This window comes from Sanguibacter sp. A247, from assembly GCF_052324925.1.
GTDB lineage: Bacteria > Actinomycetota > Actinomycetes > Actinomycetales > Cellulomonadaceae > Flavimobilis.
This window is the reverse complement of sequence record NZ_JBQPRE010000001.1, coordinates 405,958-424,894: the sequence shown is the minus strand read 5'-3', so window position 1 is coordinate 424,894 and position 18,937 is coordinate 405,958. Positions and strand designations below refer to the sequence as shown.

General features: G+C 70.6%; 16 protein-coding genes. 9 read left to right on the top strand and 7 right to left on the bottom strand.

The window, feature by feature from the left end:
• Positions 1 to 2: 2 nt before the first annotated feature.
• The 4 genes from ACTVCO_RS01845 to ACTVCO_RS01830 form a co-directional block, all read right to left on the bottom strand.
• Complete coding sequence (locus ACTVCO_RS01845; RefSeq protein ID WP_443726681.1) at positions 3 to 1,076, bottom strand: ABC transporter permease; 1,074 nt, start codon at positions 1,074 to 1,076, stop codon at positions 3 to 5.
• The gene (locus tag ACTVCO_RS01840; RefSeq protein WP_443726680.1) at positions 1,073 to 1,873 is read right to left on the bottom strand and encodes an ABC transporter ATP-binding protein; all 801 of its coding nucleotides are present in this window, start codon (positions 1,871 to 1,873) and stop codon (positions 1,073 to 1,075) included. Before ACTVCO_RS01840 ends, ACTVCO_RS01845 begins: the two co-directional genes overlap by 4 nt.
• Positions 1,870 to 2,691: an ABC transporter ATP-binding protein gene (locus ACTVCO_RS01835; protein WP_443726679.1), complete on the bottom strand. Its 822-nt coding sequence runs from the start codon at positions 2,689 to 2,691 to the stop codon at positions 1,870 to 1,872. The genes ACTVCO_RS01840 and ACTVCO_RS01835 overlap by 4 nt, the downstream gene beginning before the upstream one ends.
• 93 nt (positions 2,692 to 2,784) lie before the next feature.
• Positions 2,785 to 4,467: an ABC transporter substrate-binding protein gene (locus ACTVCO_RS01830; protein WP_443726678.1), complete on the bottom strand. Its 1,683-nt coding sequence runs from the start codon at positions 4,465 to 4,467 to the stop codon at positions 2,785 to 2,787.
• Positions 4,468 to 4,663: 196 nt separating this feature from the next.
• Here ACTVCO_RS01830 and ACTVCO_RS01825 point away from each other — a divergent pair, with 196 nt between their 5' ends.
• Together ACTVCO_RS01825 and ACTVCO_RS01820 are read left to right on the top strand one after the other, a co-directional pair.
• A complete protein-coding gene (locus tag ACTVCO_RS01825; RefSeq protein WP_443726676.1) occupies positions 4,664 to 5,326 on the top strand; it encodes a TetR/AcrR family transcriptional regulator in 663 nt (220 codons plus the stop codon).
• Positions 5,327 to 5,456: 130 nt separating this feature from the next.
• Positions 5,457 to 7,091 carry a SulP family inorganic anion transporter gene (locus tag ACTVCO_RS01820; protein WP_443726675.1) on the top strand — a complete coding sequence of 545 codons (1,635 nt, stop codon included), beginning with the start codon at positions 5,457 to 5,459 and terminating at the stop codon, positions 7,089 to 7,091.
• A 276-nt stretch (positions 7,092 to 7,367) separates the two neighbouring features.
• Here ACTVCO_RS01820 and ACTVCO_RS01815 read toward each other — a convergent pair whose 3' ends face one another.
• Positions 7,368 to 8,441, bottom strand: a complete 1,074-nt coding sequence (locus ACTVCO_RS01815; protein WP_443726674.1) for a 3-deoxy-7-phosphoheptulonate synthase — start codon at positions 8,439 to 8,441, stop codon at positions 7,368 to 7,370.
• 407 nt (positions 8,442 to 8,848) lie between these two features.
• Between ACTVCO_RS01815 and ACTVCO_RS01810 the strand changes: the two genes are divergently transcribed.
• From ACTVCO_RS01810 to ACTVCO_RS01785, 6 genes are all read left to right on the top strand, one after another.
• A complete protein-coding gene (locus ACTVCO_RS01810) occupies positions 8,849 to 10,081 on the top strand; it encodes a methyl-accepting chemotaxis protein (RefSeq protein ID WP_443726673.1) in 1,233 nt (410 codons plus the stop codon).
• Between the two features lie 224 nt (positions 10,082 to 10,305).
• On the top strand, positions 10,306 to 12,591 hold the full coding sequence (nrdD, locus tag ACTVCO_RS01805; RefSeq protein WP_443727135.1) for an anaerobic ribonucleoside-triphosphate reductase: 2,286 nt from the start codon (positions 10,306 to 10,308) through the stop codon (positions 12,589 to 12,591).
• Between the two features lies 1 nt (position 12,592).
• On the top strand, positions 12,593 to 13,207 hold the full coding sequence (gene nrdG / locus ACTVCO_RS01800) for an anaerobic ribonucleoside-triphosphate reductase activating protein (RefSeq protein WP_443726672.1): 615 nt from the start codon (positions 12,593 to 12,595) through the stop codon (positions 13,205 to 13,207).
• 888 nt (positions 13,208 to 14,095) lie between these two features.
• Positions 14,096 to 14,872 (top strand): lysostaphin resistance A-like protein, encoded by a 777-nt coding sequence (locus tag ACTVCO_RS01795; RefSeq protein ID WP_443726671.1) that lies wholly within the window; start codon positions 14,096 to 14,098, stop codon positions 14,870 to 14,872.
• 9 nt (positions 14,873 to 14,881) lie between these two features.
• Positions 14,882 to 16,132, top strand: coding sequence for a sensor histidine kinase (locus ACTVCO_RS01790; protein ID WP_443726670.1), 1,251 nt, complete (start codon positions 14,882 to 14,884; stop codon positions 16,130 to 16,132).
• 29 nt (positions 16,133 to 16,161) lie between these two features.
• Positions 16,162 to 16,854: a response regulator gene (locus tag ACTVCO_RS01785; protein WP_443726669.1), complete on the top strand. Its 693-nt coding sequence runs from the start codon at positions 16,162 to 16,164 to the stop codon at positions 16,852 to 16,854.
• 20 nt (positions 16,855 to 16,874) lie between these two features.
• Here ACTVCO_RS01785 and ACTVCO_RS01780 read toward each other — a convergent pair whose 3' ends face one another.
• Entirely contained in the window at positions 16,875 to 16,994 is a 120-nt protein-coding gene (locus tag ACTVCO_RS01780) for a helix-turn-helix domain-containing protein (RefSeq protein WP_443727134.1), read from the bottom strand.
• A 126-nt stretch (positions 16,995 to 17,120) separates the two neighbouring features.
• The gene (locus ACTVCO_RS01775) at positions 17,121 to 18,077 is read right to left on the bottom strand and encodes a hypothetical protein (RefSeq protein WP_443726668.1); all 957 of its coding nucleotides are present in this window, start codon (positions 18,075 to 18,077) and stop codon (positions 17,121 to 17,123) included.
• Between the two features lie 121 nt (positions 18,078 to 18,198).
• Here ACTVCO_RS01775 and ACTVCO_RS01770 point away from each other — a divergent pair, with 121 nt between their 5' ends.
• Positions 18,199 to 18,930, top strand: a complete 732-nt coding sequence (locus ACTVCO_RS01770) for a hypothetical protein (protein WP_443726667.1) — start codon at positions 18,199 to 18,201, stop codon at positions 18,928 to 18,930.
• Positions 18,931 to 18,937: the final 7 nt, after the last annotated feature.

Sequence of the window (18,937 nt, the reverse complement as noted above, 5' to 3'; positions counted from 1 at the left end):
GGTCAGGCCTCCGACTGGCGGGTACGAGGGTCGAGGACTGCGTAGACGATGTCCGCGACGATGTTCGCGACGAGGACAGCGAGCACGATGACGAGGAAGCCACCCTGCATGAGGGCGTAGTCCTTCGCGTTGGTTGCGTCGAGGAGCATCTTGCCGACCCCGGGGTAGGAGAAGACCTGCTCGACGATGATCGCGCCACCGACGATGAAGCCGATCGACAGCGCGAACGACTGGATCTGCGGGAGGACCGCGTTCCGCGCGGCGTAGCGCCACAGGACCCGACGATTCGGCATCCCCTTGGCCTGCGCGACCGTGATGTAGTCCTCGTCGAGGACCGTGAGCATCATGTTGCGCATACCGAGCGTCCAGCCACCGAGCGACGCGACGACGATCGTCGCGAGCGGAAGGATGCCGTGCGAGATGACGTCCCCGATGAACTCGAGAGAGAAGCCCGGCACCTGCCCGACGCCGTAGGCCTTGCCGATGGGGAACCACCCGAGGCCGACCGAGAAGAGCGAGATCGCCATGAGACCGAGCCAGAAGTACGGGACGGTCGACAAGAACGTCGTGATCGGGATGAGGGCGTCAAGACGCGAGCCACGCCGCCACCCGACGTACGCGCCGCCGACGGTGCCGATCGCGACCGCGGCCAGGGTCGCGAGACCGATGAGACCGATGGTCCACGGCAGGGCGGTCGCGATGACCCCGCTCACCGGCTGGAGGCCGTGGGTGATCGCGACACCGAGGTCACCGCGCACGAGCATCCCGAAGTAGTCGAGGTACTGCTGCCACATCGACTTGTCGGAGTCCAGGCCGAGGAGCGCGCGCAGCGCGTCGGCGGCCTCGGGCGAGATGTTGCGGTTGCGGGCGAGGAAGTTGTCGACGGCGTCGCCCTTCATCATGCGCGGCACGAAGAAGTTGATGGTGAGGGCCGCCCACAGGGTGAAGAGGTAGAACGCGGCACGCTGACCGAGGAAGCGCCACGGGATCTTCACCCGGACCTTGGTCGCCTGCGTGGCGGTCGTCCCACCTGCGACGACCTCGACAGCGACGTCAGAGTGTTCGGTCGTGGTCATGATGCGCCTCCTGCTCGCGCGGCGAAGAAGCGCTCCGGGTCGGGAGAAGCACCACGGAGAGCGCGGGTGTACGGGTCCTGCGGGCGCAGGATGACGTCGTCGGCCGGGCCGTGCTCCACGATGCGCCCCTGGTTGAGGACGATGATCTCGTCGGAGAAGTAGCGCGCCGTGGCGAGGTCGTGGGTGATGTAGAGAACGCCGAGGCCGTCCGCGCGCCGGATCTCGGCGAGCAGGTTGAGCACGCCCATGCGCAGCGAGACGTCGAGCATCGAGACGGGCTCGTCGGCGACCAGGAGCGTCGGGCGCGGGGCGAGTGCGCGAGCGATGGCGACGCGCTGACGCTGGCCGCCCGACAGCTCGTGCGGACGGCGGTCGATGACGGCTGACGGGTCGAGATGGACCTTCTCCAGAAGCCGGTGCACCTCCGCCTCGATCTCGTCGGCCGGGACCACGCCGGACAGTGCCAGCGGGCGCTCCACGTGGTGCCGGATCGAGTGGTAAGGGTTGAGGGAGGCGAACGGGTCCTGGAAGACCATCCGCAGCTGCTGCCGGTAGGCGCGAAGCGCCCTGCCGCGCGTCGGGACCGGCGATCCGTCGAGGAGCACCGCGCCCTCGGTGGGCTTCTCCATCTGCGTGAGGATCTTCGCCACGGTCGACTTGCCGGAGCCGGACTGGCCGACCATGCCGATGCACTGCCCGGTCGTCAGCGTGAAGGAGACGTCGGACAACGCGTTGATCGCGCCGGCACCACGGACGCGGTACGTCTTGGTGACGTTACGGACCTCGAGGGTGGTCATCGGGTCACCTGCTTGTCTGCCGTGAGGCGGGGGAAGGACGACAGCAGCTTCTTCGTGTAGTCGTGCTGGGGGTGGAACCAGATGTTCTCCGCGGTGTCCTGCTCGACGATCTCGCCGTCCTTCATGATGGCGATCCGGTCGGAGATCTCGAGGAGCAGCGGCAGGTCGTGGGTGATGAAGACGACCGAGAACCCGAAGGCCTCGCGCAGGGTCGTGATCTCGCGGAGGATCTCGCGCTGGACGAGGACGTCCAGCGCGGTCGTGGGCTCGTCCATGACGACGAGCTGGGGACGCAGCGCGAGCGCCATCGCGATCATGATGCGTTGCCGCATTCCGCCCGAGAGCTCGTGCGGGTAGCTCTTGATCCGTTGTCCGCCGACCTTGACGATCTCGAGAAGCTCGATGACGGCGGCGGTGCGCTGCCGCTTCGACATCTGTGGGCGGTGCACCTCGAAGACGTCGGCGAGCTGGGCGCCGATCGTGGCCACCGGGTTGAGTGCGTTCATCGCACCCTGGAACACCATGGAGATCTTGTCCCAGCGGAACGTCATCATCGCGTCGGCCGACAGGCCGAGGACGTCCGTCTCGGTGCCGTCCGCGTCGTGCCAGGTGACCGACCCGCCGGGGATGGTGGCCGGGGGACGCAGGAGCCGCTGGACGCCGTAGGCCAGCGTCGTCTTGCCGCACCCGGACTCGCCAGCGAGTCCGAGGATCTCACCGCGGTGGATGGTGAGGGAGACGTTCTTCACCGCCTCGACGGGCGGGTCGACCTCGTACACGACCGAGAAGTCACGTATCGAGAGCAGTGGATCTTTCACAGGGTGAACCTTCCGGAGAGCGTCGGCCGCGCGACGTGCAGCGGGCCGGGGTGGCCGGTTGAGCCACCCCGACCCGCTACGTGGTGCGGACCGTCAGGAGACGGGCTTGAGGTTCTGCAGGACGAGAGTGATCTCGGCCTGGGTCGGGTCGACCGAGGCGTACATGTCGTCCTCGGTCGGCCAGCCCGTGTAGCTGCGCTCGTTGAACAGACCGATGAGCGGGTGCGAACCGAGCGGGATCGCCGGGACGTCCTTGACGAACGCACGCTGGATCGTCGTCATGGCCTCGCGACGGGTGTCGTCGTTGTCAGCGGTGGCGTAGGCGCTGAGCGCCTCGTCGACGGCCGGGTTGGTGTACCGCCCGAAGTTGAACTGGGCGGTGTCTTCCTTCTCATCGATCCAGCGGGTGCTCATGATCGAGTCGTAGACACCCCAGGCGCCCTCTCCGTCGAGCCAGTGGATGATCGCGCCGAACTCGGCGCGCTGACGCTGCTCGTCCCAGCCGCCCCAGTCAGGCTGCTCGATGGTGACCTCGATGCCGAGCTGCTTGAGCTCCTCGGCGAGGAGCGCCTGCTGGGTGTTCCAGTCGGACCATCCCGCGGGGACGGAGACAGCGAAGGTGACCTTCTCACCGTCGGGGTCGACGAGTGCTGTGCCGACACCGGTGTACCCGGCGTCCGTGAGGATCGACTTGGCCTTCTCGACGTCGACCGTGTAGACCTGCCCGGCGAACTCGTCGACGACGTCCTTCTGGAGCGACGGGCCGAGGCCCGTCACCGAGTCGACGATGGCGGAGGCACCCTCACGGGCGATCTCGACATACGCGGAGCGGTCGATGGTCCACGCCAGGGCCTCGCGGAGCGCGGGGTTGTTGAACGGCTTGGCGGTGAGGTTGAGGAAGAGGGTCGCCGCGCCGGCCGTGGGGGTGATGACCCGGCGGTTGGCCGGGTCGACGCCGAGGAACGACTCCTGGATCTGGGGGAGGAAGGCCTGGGCCCAGTCAGCCTCGCCCGTGGCGAGGGCGGTCGTGAGGGCCGCGTTGTCGCCGTAGGAGACGTAGTGGAGCTCGGGGACGGCGAGCTCGCCACCCCACCAGGTGGGGTTGGCCTTGAGCGTGACCGACTGCGTCGTCCACGAGTCGAGCGTGTAGGGCCCGGTGCCGACTGCTTCTCCCTCGCCGGTGAGCGGGGTCGTCGCGGGGTCCGCGATGTTGTCCCAGACGTGCTTGGGAACGATCGGGATGTGGAGGACGGAGCCGCGCTTGACGAACTTCGAGTCCTTGAACTTGAGGGTTGCGGTGTCGCCGTCGACGTCGGCGCCGAGGTAGTTGAGTGCCGCCGAGTCGGTGAGGCGCTCGTTGAGGTACATGTCGAACGTGCCGACGATGTCGGCGATCGTGAACGGCTTGCCGTCGTGCCAGGTGACGCCCTCACGCGCGGTGACGGTGAGCTGGGTGTAGTCGGCATTCCACTCGACCTTCGAGGCGAGGCGCGGTGTGACGACCGACGGGTCGGCCGTGTTGACCAGTGCCATCGTCTCGAACATCACCATGCGGTAGCCGTACATCGATGCAGAGGTGTCGCCCAGGAAGGGGTTGTGGGACTCGGTGGTGATGGCACCGTCGGGCTTGGCGATGGTGAGTGCCGCGCCGGTAGCCGCGCCGCCTGTGCTCGTGCCACCGGTGGCCGTGCTGCTGGTACCTCCACCGCCACAGCCGGTGAGGAGTAGAACCGCTGCCGTGGCGAGGGCCGCCGCGGCCTTGATGGATGACTTCATCGTCGCTCCTGAAGTGGACCGAGCCCCTTCGTCGGGGCCGTTGCCAGGTTGGCTGGCCTTAACTTACTGTCGAGAAAGTAAGATGGGAAGTCGACAGTGTCACAGTTCCGCAACGACAATGGACGGCGCCGACCTCCATGGCCTCCGCGGCTCGCACCCCACTACCCGCTGCACGACGACGAGATGAGTTCTCACCATGGTCAGCCCGACCGCTCGCAGGACGCTCCAGCCCCGCCCCGAGACGGCGCAGCGCCGTGAAGAGATCCTCCGCGCGGCCATCGCGACGTTCGCAGCCAAGGGGTACAAGGGCCCGCTCAGCGACATCGCCGAGCAGGTCGGCATGACGCACGCCGGCGTGCTCCACTACTTCGGCTCGAAGAGCGCCCTCCTCCTCGAGGTCCTCAAGTTCCGGGACGACGAAGACGTCGAGGACCTCCCCACCCAGCACATCCCCGGCGGCGCCGAGCTGTTCCGCCACCTCGTCAAGACGGCGTTCCTCAACGCGCGTCGCGCCGGAATCGTCCAGGCCTTCACCGTCCTGTCCAGCGAGGCCGTCACGGACGGCCACCCTGCCCGGAGCTTCTTCGAGGAGCGCTACGTCAACCTGCGCAACGAGGTCGCCACGGCATTCCGCACGATGTGCGCCGACGAGGGCGTGACCGCACCCGAGACGGTCGACCGCGCCGCAGCCTCGATCCTCGCCGTCATGGACGGCCTCCAGATCCAGTGGCTCCTCGACCCCGCAGCCGTCGAGCTCGGCGAGGCCACCGAGTTCGCCGTCGAAGCGATCGTCGCGCAGGTGCTCGACGCGCGTGCGACGCCCGTGTCGCGAGCCACCACGGGCACCGACGCAAGCTGATCCCGGCCGCCGCCGCGACCCGCGCGCGAGCGGCGGTGACAGACGTCCTACGAATCTGCCCTCCGTCCGCCATAAGATATGGCGGAAGGAGTGCAGCCGTGCGTTCCGAGTCCCGCACGACGCCCGCCCGATGACCCCCACCTCCGCGCCCGAGCGCGCCCCCCGTCTCTCCGCCATGCCGCGCCTCACGAGCGTCCGCAGCGACCTCCTCGCCGGCGTCACCGTCGGCGTCGTCGCACTCCCCCTCGCCCTCGCGTTCGGCGTGAGCTCAGGCGTCGGCCCGGCCGCCGGCCTCGTCACCGCCGTCGTCGCCGGCATCGTCGCCGCAGTGTTCGGCGGCTCGCGCGTCCAGGTCTCAGGCCCGACAGGCGCCATGGCCGTCGTCCTGGCCCCGCTCGTCGCCGTCCACGGCGCGGGCTCCGTCCCGCTCGTCGCCATCATGGCCGGTCTGATCGTCCTCGCGGCAGGCATCGCGCGCCTCGGCCGGGTCGTCACCTTCATCCCATGGCCCGTCGTCGAGGGCTTCACGCTCGGCATCGCGACGATCATCTTCCTGCAGCAGGTGCCCGCGGCCGTCGGCGTCGTGGCGAAGGCCGGCGAGAACCCGCTGCTCACCGCGATCGACGTCATCCCGCGCGCCGGCTCGACCGTCGTGTGGACGCTCGGAGCCGTCGCCGCGGTCGTCGCGCTCATGCTCGTCCTGCCGCGCGTGTGGTCCGCGCTCCCCGCCTCGCTCGTCGCGATCATCCTCGTCACGGTGGCCGCCGAGCTTCTCGACGCACCGATCGCGCGCATCGGCGCGCTTCCCGACGCTCTGCCCGCACCCTCGATCCCGGGCGTGACGCCCGCGCTCCTCAGCGAGCTCGTCGGTCCCGCGGTCGCAGTCGCAGCGCTCGCCGCGATCGAGTCGCTCCTGTCGGCGCGCGTGGCCGCGACCATGCCGTCCGAGACGCTGCCCGACGACGCCCGCCGCTACGACCCGGACCGAGAGCTCGTCGGGCAGGGCCTCGCGAGCGTGGCCGCTGGCCTCTTCGGCGGGATGCCGGCGACCGGAGCAATCGCGCGCACCGCGGTCAACGTGCGCGCCGGCGCGCAGACGCGGCTCGCCGCCGTCATTCACGGTCTCGTCATCCTCGTCGTCATCTACGCGGCGACCGGGCCCGTCGGGCGCATCCCGCTCGCCGCGCTCTCGGGCGTCCTCATGGTGACGGCGTTCCGCATGGTCGACATCCGCGCGGTGCGCACGGTGCTGCGCTCGACGCGGGGCAGCGCGCTCGTCCTCGTCGTGACCGCCGTCGTGACGATCGCGGTCGACCTGGTGCAGGCGATCGTCGTCGGCCTGGCGGCTGCGGCGCTCCTCGCGCTGCGCGCGATCTCGCGCGCGTCGGTCGTCCACCGTCAGCCCCTGCCCGGGCCCGCGACCGACGGCGACGAGCACATCGCCCTGTTCCGGCTCGACGGATCCATGTTCTTCGGCGCGGCCGACCGCATCGCCGAGACCGTGCTGCGCGACCACGGCGCCCGCGTCGTCGTGCTGCGCCTGTCCGGACTGAGGCTCGTCGACGCGACCGGAGCACACGCGCTCGCCGAGCTCGTGGGGACGCTCGAGCGGGCCGGCGTCACGGTTCTCGTCAAGGGCGTCCAGGAGCAGCATCGTCCCGTGCTCACGCGCGTGGGTGTGCTCGACGAGCTCGCGAGCGAGCACCACCTCTTCGACGACCTCGACGCCGCGGTCGCGCACGCCCGCGTGCACATCGCCCGCTAGCCGCCGCTCCCGGCTCGCGCCCACGCCTCGCCGGAGGGCCGCCCGCGCCTCGCCGGAGGGCACCGCGCACGAGAACGGAAAAGGCCCGCCTCGCGCGGGCGCGAGGCGGGCCTCAGGGGGTGGCGCGTGACAAGCCACGCTCCTCATCGGGCGGCATCGCATGCGATGCCGCTGCCCCGGCCGACCCGCCCCCTGCGTCGGGTCGAACACGCGACGACGTCATTATGCCGCATCCCACGCGATGCGGAGCAGCCTCGTCCAGCGGGCTGACGCCCCTCATGCCTCCCTACGGGCACGCACATCCGACGCCAAGCCGCGCAGCAGCTCGGCCGTCGTCCCCCAGTCGAGGCACTCGTCCGTGACGGACCGCCCGTAGACGAGGCCCGACGGGGCGGGCTTCTGCGCCCCGGCGACGATGAACGACTCCATCATCACGGCCGCGATCTCACGGTTGCCGGCCGCGACAGACGCGCCGATCTCGCGCACGACCTCTGCCTGACGCTCCCAGGACTTGCCGGAGTTGCCGTGCGAGGCGTCGATCATGAGACGGCGGCCGAGGCCCGAGCCCTCGGCGACGTCGAGCGCCGCGGACACGGACGCGTCGTCGTAGTTGGGGCCCGAACGTCCGCCGCGGAGGATGACGTGGCAGTCGGGGTTGCCCGCGGTCGCGACGGCGGCCGCGCGCCCCGCGGAGTCGATCCCGAAGAACGTGTGCTCGGCTGCGGCAGTGATGCAGCCGTCGACCGCGATCTTCACGTCGCCGTCGGTCGCGTTCTTGAACCCGACGGGCATGGACAAGCCCGACGCGAGCTGCCGGTGCACCTGGGACTCGGCGTTGCGCGCACCGATCGCACCCCACGTCACCGCGTCGGCGATGAACTGGGGGCTCGTCGGCTCGAGGAACTCGCACGCCGCAGGCACGCCCTCGTCGAGCACGCCGAGGAGGACCTCGCGCGCGAGGCGCAGGCCGCGGCGGATGTCGTGCGTGCCGTCAAGGTCCGGGTCGTTGATGAGGCCCTTCCAGCCGACCGTCGTGCGCGGCTTCTCGAAGTACACGCGCATGACGACGCACAGGTCGGCCTCGAGCTCGGGGACGAGCGCGGCCAGGCGCGTGGCGTAGTCGAGCGCGGCGTCCGCGTCGTGGATGGAGCACGGTCCGACGACGACGACGAGCCGGTCGTCCTCGCCCGCAAAGACACGGCGGACCTCGTCGCGCGAGCGGGCAACGAGCTCAGCGGCCGCGCCCGTCAGGGGGAGGTCGGCAAGCATCTCGGCAGGCGTCGGCAGCGGGTCGAGCTCGCGGACGCGAAGGTCGCTCGTCGCGGGGGCGAGCGGCGTGGTGGCGGTCATGGGTGGCGCTCCTCGGGTAGGTCTCGTCGACGGAGCCCCGTCGCCGCGGGAGCCGTCCGTCTCATGACGAAGGGCCCGGACGCTCTCGCGTCCAAGGCCCTCTGCTGGCTCCGGTGGGAAGGTTGTCGGTCAGGCGCACGCCCGCGAGGCCCCACCAGGAGCCTGCGTAAAGCGCCAATACCAACGGATCTGCATGAGGGAGAGGCTACACGGCCAGTCTCGCCTGCCGAAAGGAGTGTCCACACCTCGGTCGCCGCGCCCAGTACGCGCATTTCCTCATAGTGCCTCCGTCACAGCCGATAGGGACCGTGATGGCCAAGGTGGGCCCCGAGGCCCGTAGCGGGGACACCCGGCCTGTCGTCGAGTCGCGCGATGCACGTCGTCGCCGCATCCCAGGAGGCCGAGGCATGACACACGCACTTCCGCCCACATCCGAGGCGCAGCCCAAGACGTCGTCGATCCGTCGTCAGATGACGGCGATCCTCTCCGGGTCGATGACCCTCGCGCTCATCGTCACGGCGGTGTCCGTCGTCTCCGTGCAGATGATCGGCCGCTCGGTGGCAGGGGAGGCGGGCGTCGCTGCACAGCAGCAGGCGACGATGGCGACGTGGATCATCCTCGCAACCGTCGTGCTGTGTGCGGCGGCGCAATGGGTTCAGGCCACGTCTGTCGCACGACGGCTCCGGGCGTCAGCCTCAGGGCTGAGCGCATCTCTCGACGCGATGAGCCGAGGCGATCTCACGGTCGAGGCGCCCGTCTACCTGCTCGACGAGCTGGGCCACGCCGCGCGGGACCTCAACGCGGCCCGGGCGACCCTCACGACGCTCGTCGCCGGCGTGAGCGACACGACCCAGACGCTGGGCGGCGCTGTCACCTCCCTCGCGGGCACGAGCACGCTTGTCGCCTCGAGCGCCCGGGACGCATCGGCGCAGGCGAGCACCGTGGCCACGGCCGCGAGCGAGGCCTCACGCAACGTCGCTGCTGCCGCTGCCGGCGCCGAGCAGATGGGTGCATCGATCCGCGAGATCGCGCAGAACGCCGCGAAGGCCGCGCAGGTCGCCGAGCAGGCCACGGTCGTCGCCGGGACGACCACCGCAACGATCACGCGCCTGGGCGGGTCGAGCCAGGAGATCAGCACGGTCGTGCGCGCGATCACCGGGATCGCCGAGCAGACCAACCTTCTCGCGCTCAACGCGACGATCGAGGCTGCCCGTGCGGGCGAAGCCGGCAAGGGGTTCGCTGTCGTGGCAGGCGAGGTCAAGGACCTCGCGCAGGAGACCGCGCGCGCGACCGAGGACATCGCGCGCAAGGTCGAGGCGATCCAGGCTGACACGGCTCAAGCAGTGACGTCGATCGACGAGATCTCGCAGATCATCGCGTCGATCAACGACTTCCAGCTGACGATCGCCTCCGCCGTCGAGGAGCAGACTGCCACGACGAGCGAGATGTCGCGGTCGGTGACGGAGGCTGCGACCCGGACGACCGAGATCGCAACGAGCACTGACGGCATGGCGGCGACTGCGACGACGTCGAGCGATGCAGCGAGTGACGCGAGCGAGGTCGTGAGCCAGCTGTCCGGGCTCAGCGAGGCGCTGCGTCTCGAGGTCGCGCGCTTCGTCTACACGAGGGCTGACCGCTAGCCCGCTGCCGCGTCGGGCGCCCTCTCCTCCGGGCGCGCCCGACGCGGTAAATGACACCCGTGGCATCCAGCGGCATCTTCCTGCCGCTGGGACGACGTCACGCCGTCCCTCCGGGACCTTCGTCCTAGGCCCAGCGCACCACAAGATCTAGTCTTGCAACCGCGCAACACCACTAGATGTAGTGCTCAGCCAACGGAGACAGGGCGGGATTCAACGTGACGACCATGCTGAACGGAACCGAGCAGGACGCACAGCCAGAGGCCCCGACGGCCACACTCACCGTGCGCAAGCGCGACGGCCGCGCACTCGCATTCGACACCGGTCGCATCACCGCCGCCGTCACCAAGGCCTTCGTCGAGGTCCACGGCGAGATCACCGCACTTCACCAGCTCACCATCACCGACCTCGTCGAGCGCGCGCTCGCGGAGCTCCACGCACGCTACGCGGATGAGGTGCAGATCTACGAGATCCAGAACGTCGTCGAGCACACTCTCCTGTCCTCCCACGAGTACGGCGTCGCCAAGGCCTACATCGACTACCGCGTGCAGCGCGACCTCGCCCGCTCACAGTCGCTCGACGTCAACCACTCGATCGGCCAGCTCGTCGACAAGGACTCGAGCGTCGTCCACGAGAACGCCAACAAAGACGCCGACGTCTTCAACACCCAGCGCGACCTCACCGCCGGCGCGGTCGGCAAGGCCATCGGCCTGCGCATGCTGCCCGCGCACGTCGCCAACGCCCACTCCAAGGGCGACCTGCACTACCACGACCTCGACTACCACCCGTATGCGCCGATGACGAACTGCTGCCTCATCGACTTCAACGCGATGCTGTCCGAGGGCTTCCGCATCGGCAACGCCCAGGTGTCCCCGCCGCGCTCCATCCAGACGGCGACCGCGCAGATCACGCAGATCATCGCGAACGTCTCCTCGAGCCAGTACGGCGGCTGCTCCGTCAACCGCATCGACGAGCTCCTCGAGCCCTACGCCGAAGCCAACTACACCAAGCACCTCGCCGACGCCGAAGAGTGGATCGACGACGCCACGCGCCGCGTCGACTACGCCCGCGCCAAGACGCGCAAGGACATCTACGACTCGATGCAGTCCCTCGAGTACGAGATCAACACCCTGTTCACGTCGAACGGGCAGACGCCGTTCACGTCCGTCGGCTTCGGCCTCGGCACGAGCTGGTTCTCGCGCGAGATCCAGCGCGCAATCCTCGAGGTGCGCATCCTCGGCCTCGGCAAGGAGCGCCGCACCGCGATCTTCCCCAAGCTCATCTTCACGCTGCGCCGCGGCACCAACCTCACGGCCGACGACCCCAACTACGACATCAAGCAGCTCGCCGTCGAGTGCTCGACCAAGCGCATGTACCCCGACGTCCTCAGCTACGACAAGATCGTCGAGATCACCGGCTCGTTCAAGGTGCCGATGGGCTGCCGCTCATTCCTGCAGGGGTGGAACGACCCGTCGGGCGCCGACGTCGTCGAAGGCCGCATGAACCTCGGCGTCGTCACCCTCAACGTGCCCCGCATCGCGCTCGAGACGCGCGGCGACCTCGACGCGTTCTGGGCGCTGCTCGACGAGCGTCTCGAGACCGTGCACGACGCACTCCTGTACCGGGTCGAGCGGTGCAAGGAGGCCGTGCCCGCGAACGCGCCGATCCTCTACCGTCACGGCGCGTTCGGCGAGCGTCTCGCGCCGACGGACGACGTCGACCGCCTCTTCCGCGACGGCCGCGCCACGGTGTCGCTCGGCTACATCGGCCTCTATGAAGCGGCTGCCGCGTTCTTCGGCGGCGAGTGGGAGTCGAACCCGGAGGCCAAGGAGTTCACGCTGCGCGTCCTGCGGACGCTCTCGGAGCACGCCCGCGCCTGGACCGCAGAGCACCACTACCAGTTCTCCGTGTACGCGACGCCGAGCGAGTCCCTCACCGACCGCTTCGCACGCCTCGACGCGAAGAAGTTCGGCGACGTCGAGAACATCACCGACAAGGGCTACTACACGAACTCGTTCCACTACGACGTGCGCAAGAACCCGACGCCGTTCGAGAAGCTCGACTTCGAGAAGGTCTACGCACCGCTCACGGCCGGCGGGTTCATCCACTACTGCGAATACCCCGTGCTGCAGCAGAACCCCAAGGCCCTCGAAGCGGTGTGGGACTACGCGTACGACAGCGTCGGCTACCTCGGCACGAACACGCCCATCGACCACTGCCTCGAGTGCGACTACAAGGGCGACTTCACGCCGACGGCGCGCGGCTTCGCGTGCCCCGCGTGCGGCAACGACGACCCGCGGACGTGCGACGTCGTCAAGCGCACGTGCGGCTACCTGGGCAACCCGCAGCAGCGGCCCATGGTCAAGGGGCGCCACGTCGAGATCTCCTCGCGCGTCAAGCACATGGCCGGGTCGACGGGGTCGCTGCCCGACGGTTCCGCGCCGATCGTCAGCGGTGCTGCTGCGGGCGTCACCGGTGCTGCGGGCGCGGGCGACGCGTCGGCCGACGCCTGACGTGGCGCACGAGCCCCGGGCCGAGTGGACCTCTGACCGCCTGAGCCAGGACCGCATCGCCGACTACAAGCCGTTCGTCATGGTCGACGGCGAGGGCGTGCGCTGCTCCCTGTACGTGAGCGGCTGCCCGTTCGCGTGCGACGGCTGCTTCAACGAGGCCGCCTGGTCGTTCCGGTACGGAACCGTGTTCGACGACGCGCTCGACGACCGCATCGCGCGGGACCTCGCGCACCCCGCCGTGCAGGGACTCACCCTGCTCGGCGGGGAGCCGTTCCTCAACACGGGTGTGTGCCTGCGGGTCGTGCGCCGGCTGCGGGCTGAGCACGGCCGCGCCAAGGACGTGTGGGCGTGGAGCGGCTACACGTTCGAGGAGCTGTGCGCCTGGGCCTCGTCTGGTCATGGAGACAAGGCCGAGCTTCTCGCGTCGATCGACGTGCTCGTCGACGGGCCTTTCGACGTCGAGCAGAAGGACCTGCGCCTCGCGTTTCGGGGCTCGCGCAACCAGCGCGTGCTCGACGCGCGCGCGTCGCTCGCGGCAGGGCACGCGGTCACGTGGGCGGGGGTCGCCGACGCGTCGACGACGGTCGAGCAGATCGAGCGTCGGGCACTTATCTAGGCCCTCGGCGGGCCCGTCCCGCCCGTCCCCGCCGGCGCCGTCCCCCGCCGGTGCCGTCCCCGCAACTTGCGTCCAAGCACCCCCACGGGGTGCTTGGACGCAACCAACTCCCCGACATCCCCGGCATCCCCGGTTAGTTGCGTCGAGGCACCCCCGCCGGGTGCGCACACGCAACGAACTCGCCCCGAGCGCCGAGCGCGCAGCCCCACTCAGGCCACCCCGCCCCCGGCCCCCGGCGCCTCCGGCATCCCCGGCATCCCCGGTTCACTGCGCCCAAGCACCCCCACGGGGTGCGCACACGCAACCAGCTCGCTCGGGGGGCGAGCTCACGGCCCCACTCAGGCCACCCCACCCGACGGGTGCCACCGCGTCCGCTCGTCCCCGACCTCTCACGGTTGCTTGCGTCCAGGCACCCTAACGGGGTGCGCACACGCAACCAGCTCGCCCCGGGGGCCGAGTGCGCGGCCCCGCTCGGGCCGCGCCGGCCGACGGGTGCCGCCGCGCCCGCCCGCCCGGCTCGTCCGGCTCGTCCCGGCAACCTCCCCCGTCACTTGCGTCCAGGCACCCCCGACGGGTGCGTGCGCGCAACCGACCGGCCCGCGCGCTCCGCGAGCGCCACAGCCGGCATCCCCCGTGAGAGCTACACGCATTGCTTCCCGGCGGGGGATTCGCTCCGCACCCCGGATTCCTACCGTTGTTGCAGGTCACCACACTGGCCGGCCGCGCACTCTCGGAGGACTCATGACGACCCTGCCCACACCCCGCCCACCGGCGCCCGACTCCACAGAAACCGGGTCCACAGAAACCGTCTCCACACGACCCGGTACCCCCCAAGCCTCCGGCCCCGCAGGCCCGGCGCCCCGCGGCCTGCGCCACCCCGTCGCCTGGATGGCCGTCGGCGTCGTCGGCGTCGGGATCGTCGCGAGCCTGACCGCACGGCGCGAGCCGATCACCGTGGTGCCCGCGCTCGGCGCCGCGGTCGCGGTCGTCGTGTACCTCGCGGTCATGCGCCTCGTGGCGAGACGCAGCACGCCCGAGCTCGCTGGCCGACGCGCGATCCCTGAGGCACTGTTCGGCGTCGGCCTCGGGCTGGGGTTTGCTGCGGCTGCGGCGTCGGTCGTCGCGGCGCTCGGCGGCTACACGTTCCACGCGGCCGACGTCGACGTCGTCGCCGTCGTCGTCCCCGTCCTGGCGGTGACCCTCGGCGCCGCCGTGACCGAGGAGCTCATGTTCCGGGGCTTTGCGCTGCAGGCGCTCGAGCGACTGCTCGGCAGCTGGGCGGCGCTCGCCCTGACTGCCGCCTTCTTCGGCGTCGTGCACCTGCTCAACCCGGGCGCGACGGCGTGGAGCGGGTTCGCCATCGCGGTCGAGGCGGGCGCGATGCTGGGCGCGGCATTCCTGTGGCGACGCAACCTGTGGTTCGTCATCGGGCTGCACTTTGCGTGGAACAGCGCTGTGGGTCTGCTCGGCGTTCCCGTCTCGGGTCACGTCTCCCCCGGCCTGCTCACCGCTGACGCGACCGGTCCGGCACTGCTCACGGGCGGCGAGTTCGGGATTGAGGGGTCGCTCGTCACCGTGCTGCTCGGGGCGCTGGTCGCGGCGGCCATGCTCGTGGCCGCGAGACGGCGCGGGACGCTCGTCCCGGCCCGGCGTCCGCGCCCGTAGGCTCGAACCGTGCCGCCTACCCCGCCTGCGAGTCCGGCCACGCGCCTCAGGCGCGCGGCCCAGCTCGTGCTCCCGGCGCGCGTGGCGCTGCTCGTGCAGCGGCCAGGCGTGCGCGACGGGCTCCTTGCGCTGGTGCTCGTCGGCCTGGGGCTGGTGCCGACTGCGTCGACGATCGGGGTCGTGCTCGGCGACCTGCCCGAGCGCCCGTGGGACGCGCTCGGGGTGGCGTTGCTGGTTGCGCAGTGTGCACCGCTCGCGGTGCGTCGTCGCTGGCCGGGTGCGTGCCTCGCGCTCGTCGGGCTCGCGGTGGCCGCCGACGAGCTGCTCGCCTACCCTCCGACGTTTGCGAGCGTGAGCCTCTACGTCGCGCTCTACACGGCCGGTGCGTTCCTTGCGCGAGGACGCCGGGGCGTCGGGGCGGGGGCGACCGCCGGGTACGGTGCGCTGGCGGTCGCGCTGACGTCGCTCGGGTCGCCCAGCCGGCCCGCGGACTTCGTCGCGTTCTACCTGGTTCTCGTCATCATGTGGCTCGCGGGTGCGGGGGTGCGGCGTTGGCGGGCCGAGGCCGCGGAGCGGCAGCGGCTCGCGGCCGCGATCGCGACGTCCGACGAGCGCGCGCGGATCGCGCGCGAGCTCCACGACGTCGTCACGCACCACGTGACGGCGATGGTCGTCCAGGCCGAAGCGGCGCAGTACCTCCTGCCCGACGGCTCCGACCGCGCGGCCGACGGTCTCACCGCGATCAGCGGCACGGGCCGGCGCGCGCTCACCGAGCTGCGGTACCTGCTCGGGGTGCTGGGGTCGGCCGACGGACCGGACGCCGGGACGCTGCGGCCGACACTGCGGCCGACGCTCGGGCGCGTCACGGACCTCATCGACGAGGCGCGCGCGGCCGGGCAGAGCGTCCAGCTGGTCGACGGCGGTGAGTGGCTGCCGCTGCCGGACGCCGTCGAGCTCACCGCGTACCGGGTTGTCCAGGAGGGGCTGACGAACGCGCTCAAGCACTCGCCTGGGCGCGCGATCACGGTGACGCTGCGCCACGGCGCGACCTCCGTCGACATCGATGTGACGACGGACGGCTCCGCAGCTTCGGGACGAGGTGGGCCGGTCGCCGCGGCACCGCTGCCGTCCGGGGGGCTGGGGATCGCAGGGCTCCGCGAGCGCGTGCGGCTGCTCGACGGCACGCTCGAGGCGGGCCCGACACGTGAGGGCGGCTTCCGGCTGCACGCGCGGATCCCCTCGGCCTCGGAGGACTCGTGAGGGAAGCGGGAGTTGGAGTGGGAGCGGGAGTGGGAGCTGGGGCGGGAACCGCGCCGATTCGCGTCCTCGTGTGCGAGGACCAGGAGCTCATTCGCGTCGGCTACGTGACGATCTTGTCGGCGCAGCCCGGGATCGAGGTCGTGGGCGAGGCGGCGGACGGGCGCGCGGCCGTCGACGCGGTGCGCGAGCTCCAGCCCGACGTCGTCATCATGGACATTCGCATGCCCGTGCTCGACGGCATCGAGGCGACCCGGCTCATCGCCGGTCCGGACGTCGCGATCCCGGCCAAGGTGCTCATGGTGACGACGTTCAACATCGACGCCTACGTCTATGAGGCGCTGCGCGCCGGCGCGAGCGGATTCCTGCTCAAGGACGCGCCACCCGCCGAGCTCGTCGACGGGATCCGCACGATCGCCCGGGGCGAGTCGCTGCTCGCGCCGAGCGTCACGCGCGCCCTCATCGGGCGGTTCGCTGAGCGGCTGCGGCCCGCGGAGACGTCACGCTCCGCACGGGACGACGTCATCGCCGTCCTCACCGCGCGCGAGCTTGAGGTGCTCCGCCAGCTCGCGAATGGCCTCTCGAACGCGGAGATCGCGGCCGCGCTCGTCATCACGCCCGAGACGGTGAAGACGTACGTGTCGCGGATCCTCGCGAAGCTCGGGCTCAGAGACCGCGTGCAGGCCGTCGTGCTCGCCTACCGGGTGGGGCTCGTCGAGGCGTAGGGCACCGGGTCTCACCGCCCTCAGCGGGACAGCAGTCCCTCCACCAGGTCTGTCACACGGCAGTCAAGAGCCTGCGCCAGGTCAAGGAGCGTGGACAGGCGCGGGTTGGCTGGTGCCTTCTTTGCGCGGTCTGAGAGGATCCCAGGTCACACCCGCGACGCGAGCAACCCGTCAACGAAACCGGTGTTTCGTTGACGGGTTCACACGACAGGGACAGAAACTTTCCCTGTCCCCTGCCCGGCCACTCCGATGCGACCGACGAACAACTACCCCTCAAGCAGTGCGTCGCGTTCGCTACTCAGGCGCGTGATCTCGGCGTGAGCCTGACCGGCCCGACCGCGGAGTGTCTGCTCGACGCGCTGCACCGCATCTCGCGCCGTGACCACTCGTGCGCGGGAGTCGATGAGCGAGTTCCGCACCGACATGGCCGAGAAGATGTCGTCGAAGAAGTAGTCCATGAGGCGCGTCCCCTCCGTCACGCCCACCGAATCGACCGTTGCGACCTCGCCGACGTCCGCGAGCTCGGCTTGAAGGCGACGGACGGCGGCATCCGCGTCCGCCATGAGCCGCTGGGCCTCATCGATGTGCGAGTGCTTGGCCAGATCGGTGAGGATCCCGCCGCCGAACAGGTCGAACGTCGCCCACGACTCGGCCGTCCCCAGCTGGCCGAGCACGGCGTCGAATCCCGCGCCCGCCGTCCGAGCCGCCGCGAGCGCCTCGGCGACCTGGCGGCTCAGCTCGTGCGCTTCACCCAGTCGCGCCGAGAGATCGTCAAGACGTGCGCCCGCCGGGTGCCCGGTGGCGCTCAGCCACGCAGCTTTCGCCTCGAGCGCCGCCCGACGACGGGCATCGAGGCCGCTGAGCGCCTCGAGGCGCCGCGTGAGGTCGTCAACGTCCGTCCGCGCCGCAGCAGCCCGGCTCGTCGCGGTCGCGTGCGCCGATTCGGCTCGAGCCTGCTCGCCGCGCTCCCTCATCAAGTCGTCAGCACGCGTCCCGCGGACGTTCGCAGCGAGGCGAGCGAACGAGAATCCCTCGAGCCGCAGGACGTCCGCCGTCTCGGCGTCGAGGGAACGGCGTGTCTCAGCCGCGGTCGCATCAGCCGCCGCGAGTCGCACCTTTGCCGCACGCAGCATCTCCTTGAGCCGCGCACGCTCGGCGATCGCCCGCGCGACCTCCTCAAGCTCGCGTTCAACCGACTGACCTGCGCCATCCCCTGAAGTCATGCGGTGATCGTAGCGGGGTGCCACATGCGGCGGCGCCCACAAAGCCTGCGAGCGCCACCCGCTCCACAGCTGCCCCCTCTCACGGCACGACGGCCAGTACCCCGACGCTAACGTCGCCCGCATGCCGACGCCCCGTACGCACCGCCGCCCCAGCCCGTCGAGCCGCGCCGCGGCATTCACCACCGTCCTCGTCGTAGCCTTCCTCGCAGCGTGCGGCACCGATCCCCGCGATGTCGGAGCCGCCACCGCACGCCCCGACCCCGCGCCGTCGACCGTCGCCCAGGCCCCCGCCGACGCACCGCGCGCCCTCCCACCCGCACTGAAGAACCCGGCCGAGACCGCCGCTCCCGACACGGCCGCCGAGCCCGACGAGCCTGAGCCCCCGGCCTCGTCGCCATTCGTGGCGGGCCGATCCAACGAGCTATCCACACCGCCCGCGTTCGACGATCCAGACGTCGACCTCACGACCGACGCGGTAGCGGCCCACGAGCTCCTCGCCCACTTCTTGGACGCGTGGACGCTCGCCCTCCAGACCGGCAATCGCAGCGCGTTCCTCCGCACCTTCAGCCCTGCATGCAGCAACTGCGCAGCCATCGCCGCGGACATCACGCCCCCGCCGCCCTTCGCGACCGTCACCGGTGCGGCCTTCAGGATCACCCCACCGGTGCAAGGCAACATCGTCGAGACCGGTGAGAAGGGCTGGGCCTTCTCGTTCGAGCAGGACCCACTCCTCATCTCGTCGGATCCCGCGGCGTTGCACATCGAGCCTGGACTCGCCGGCGGCGGGTTCGTGAAGTTCGGTTGGGACGGCGACAGCTGGCTCGTCGACCGTCTCGGGATCCAGCTGCGGTGAGCGCCCC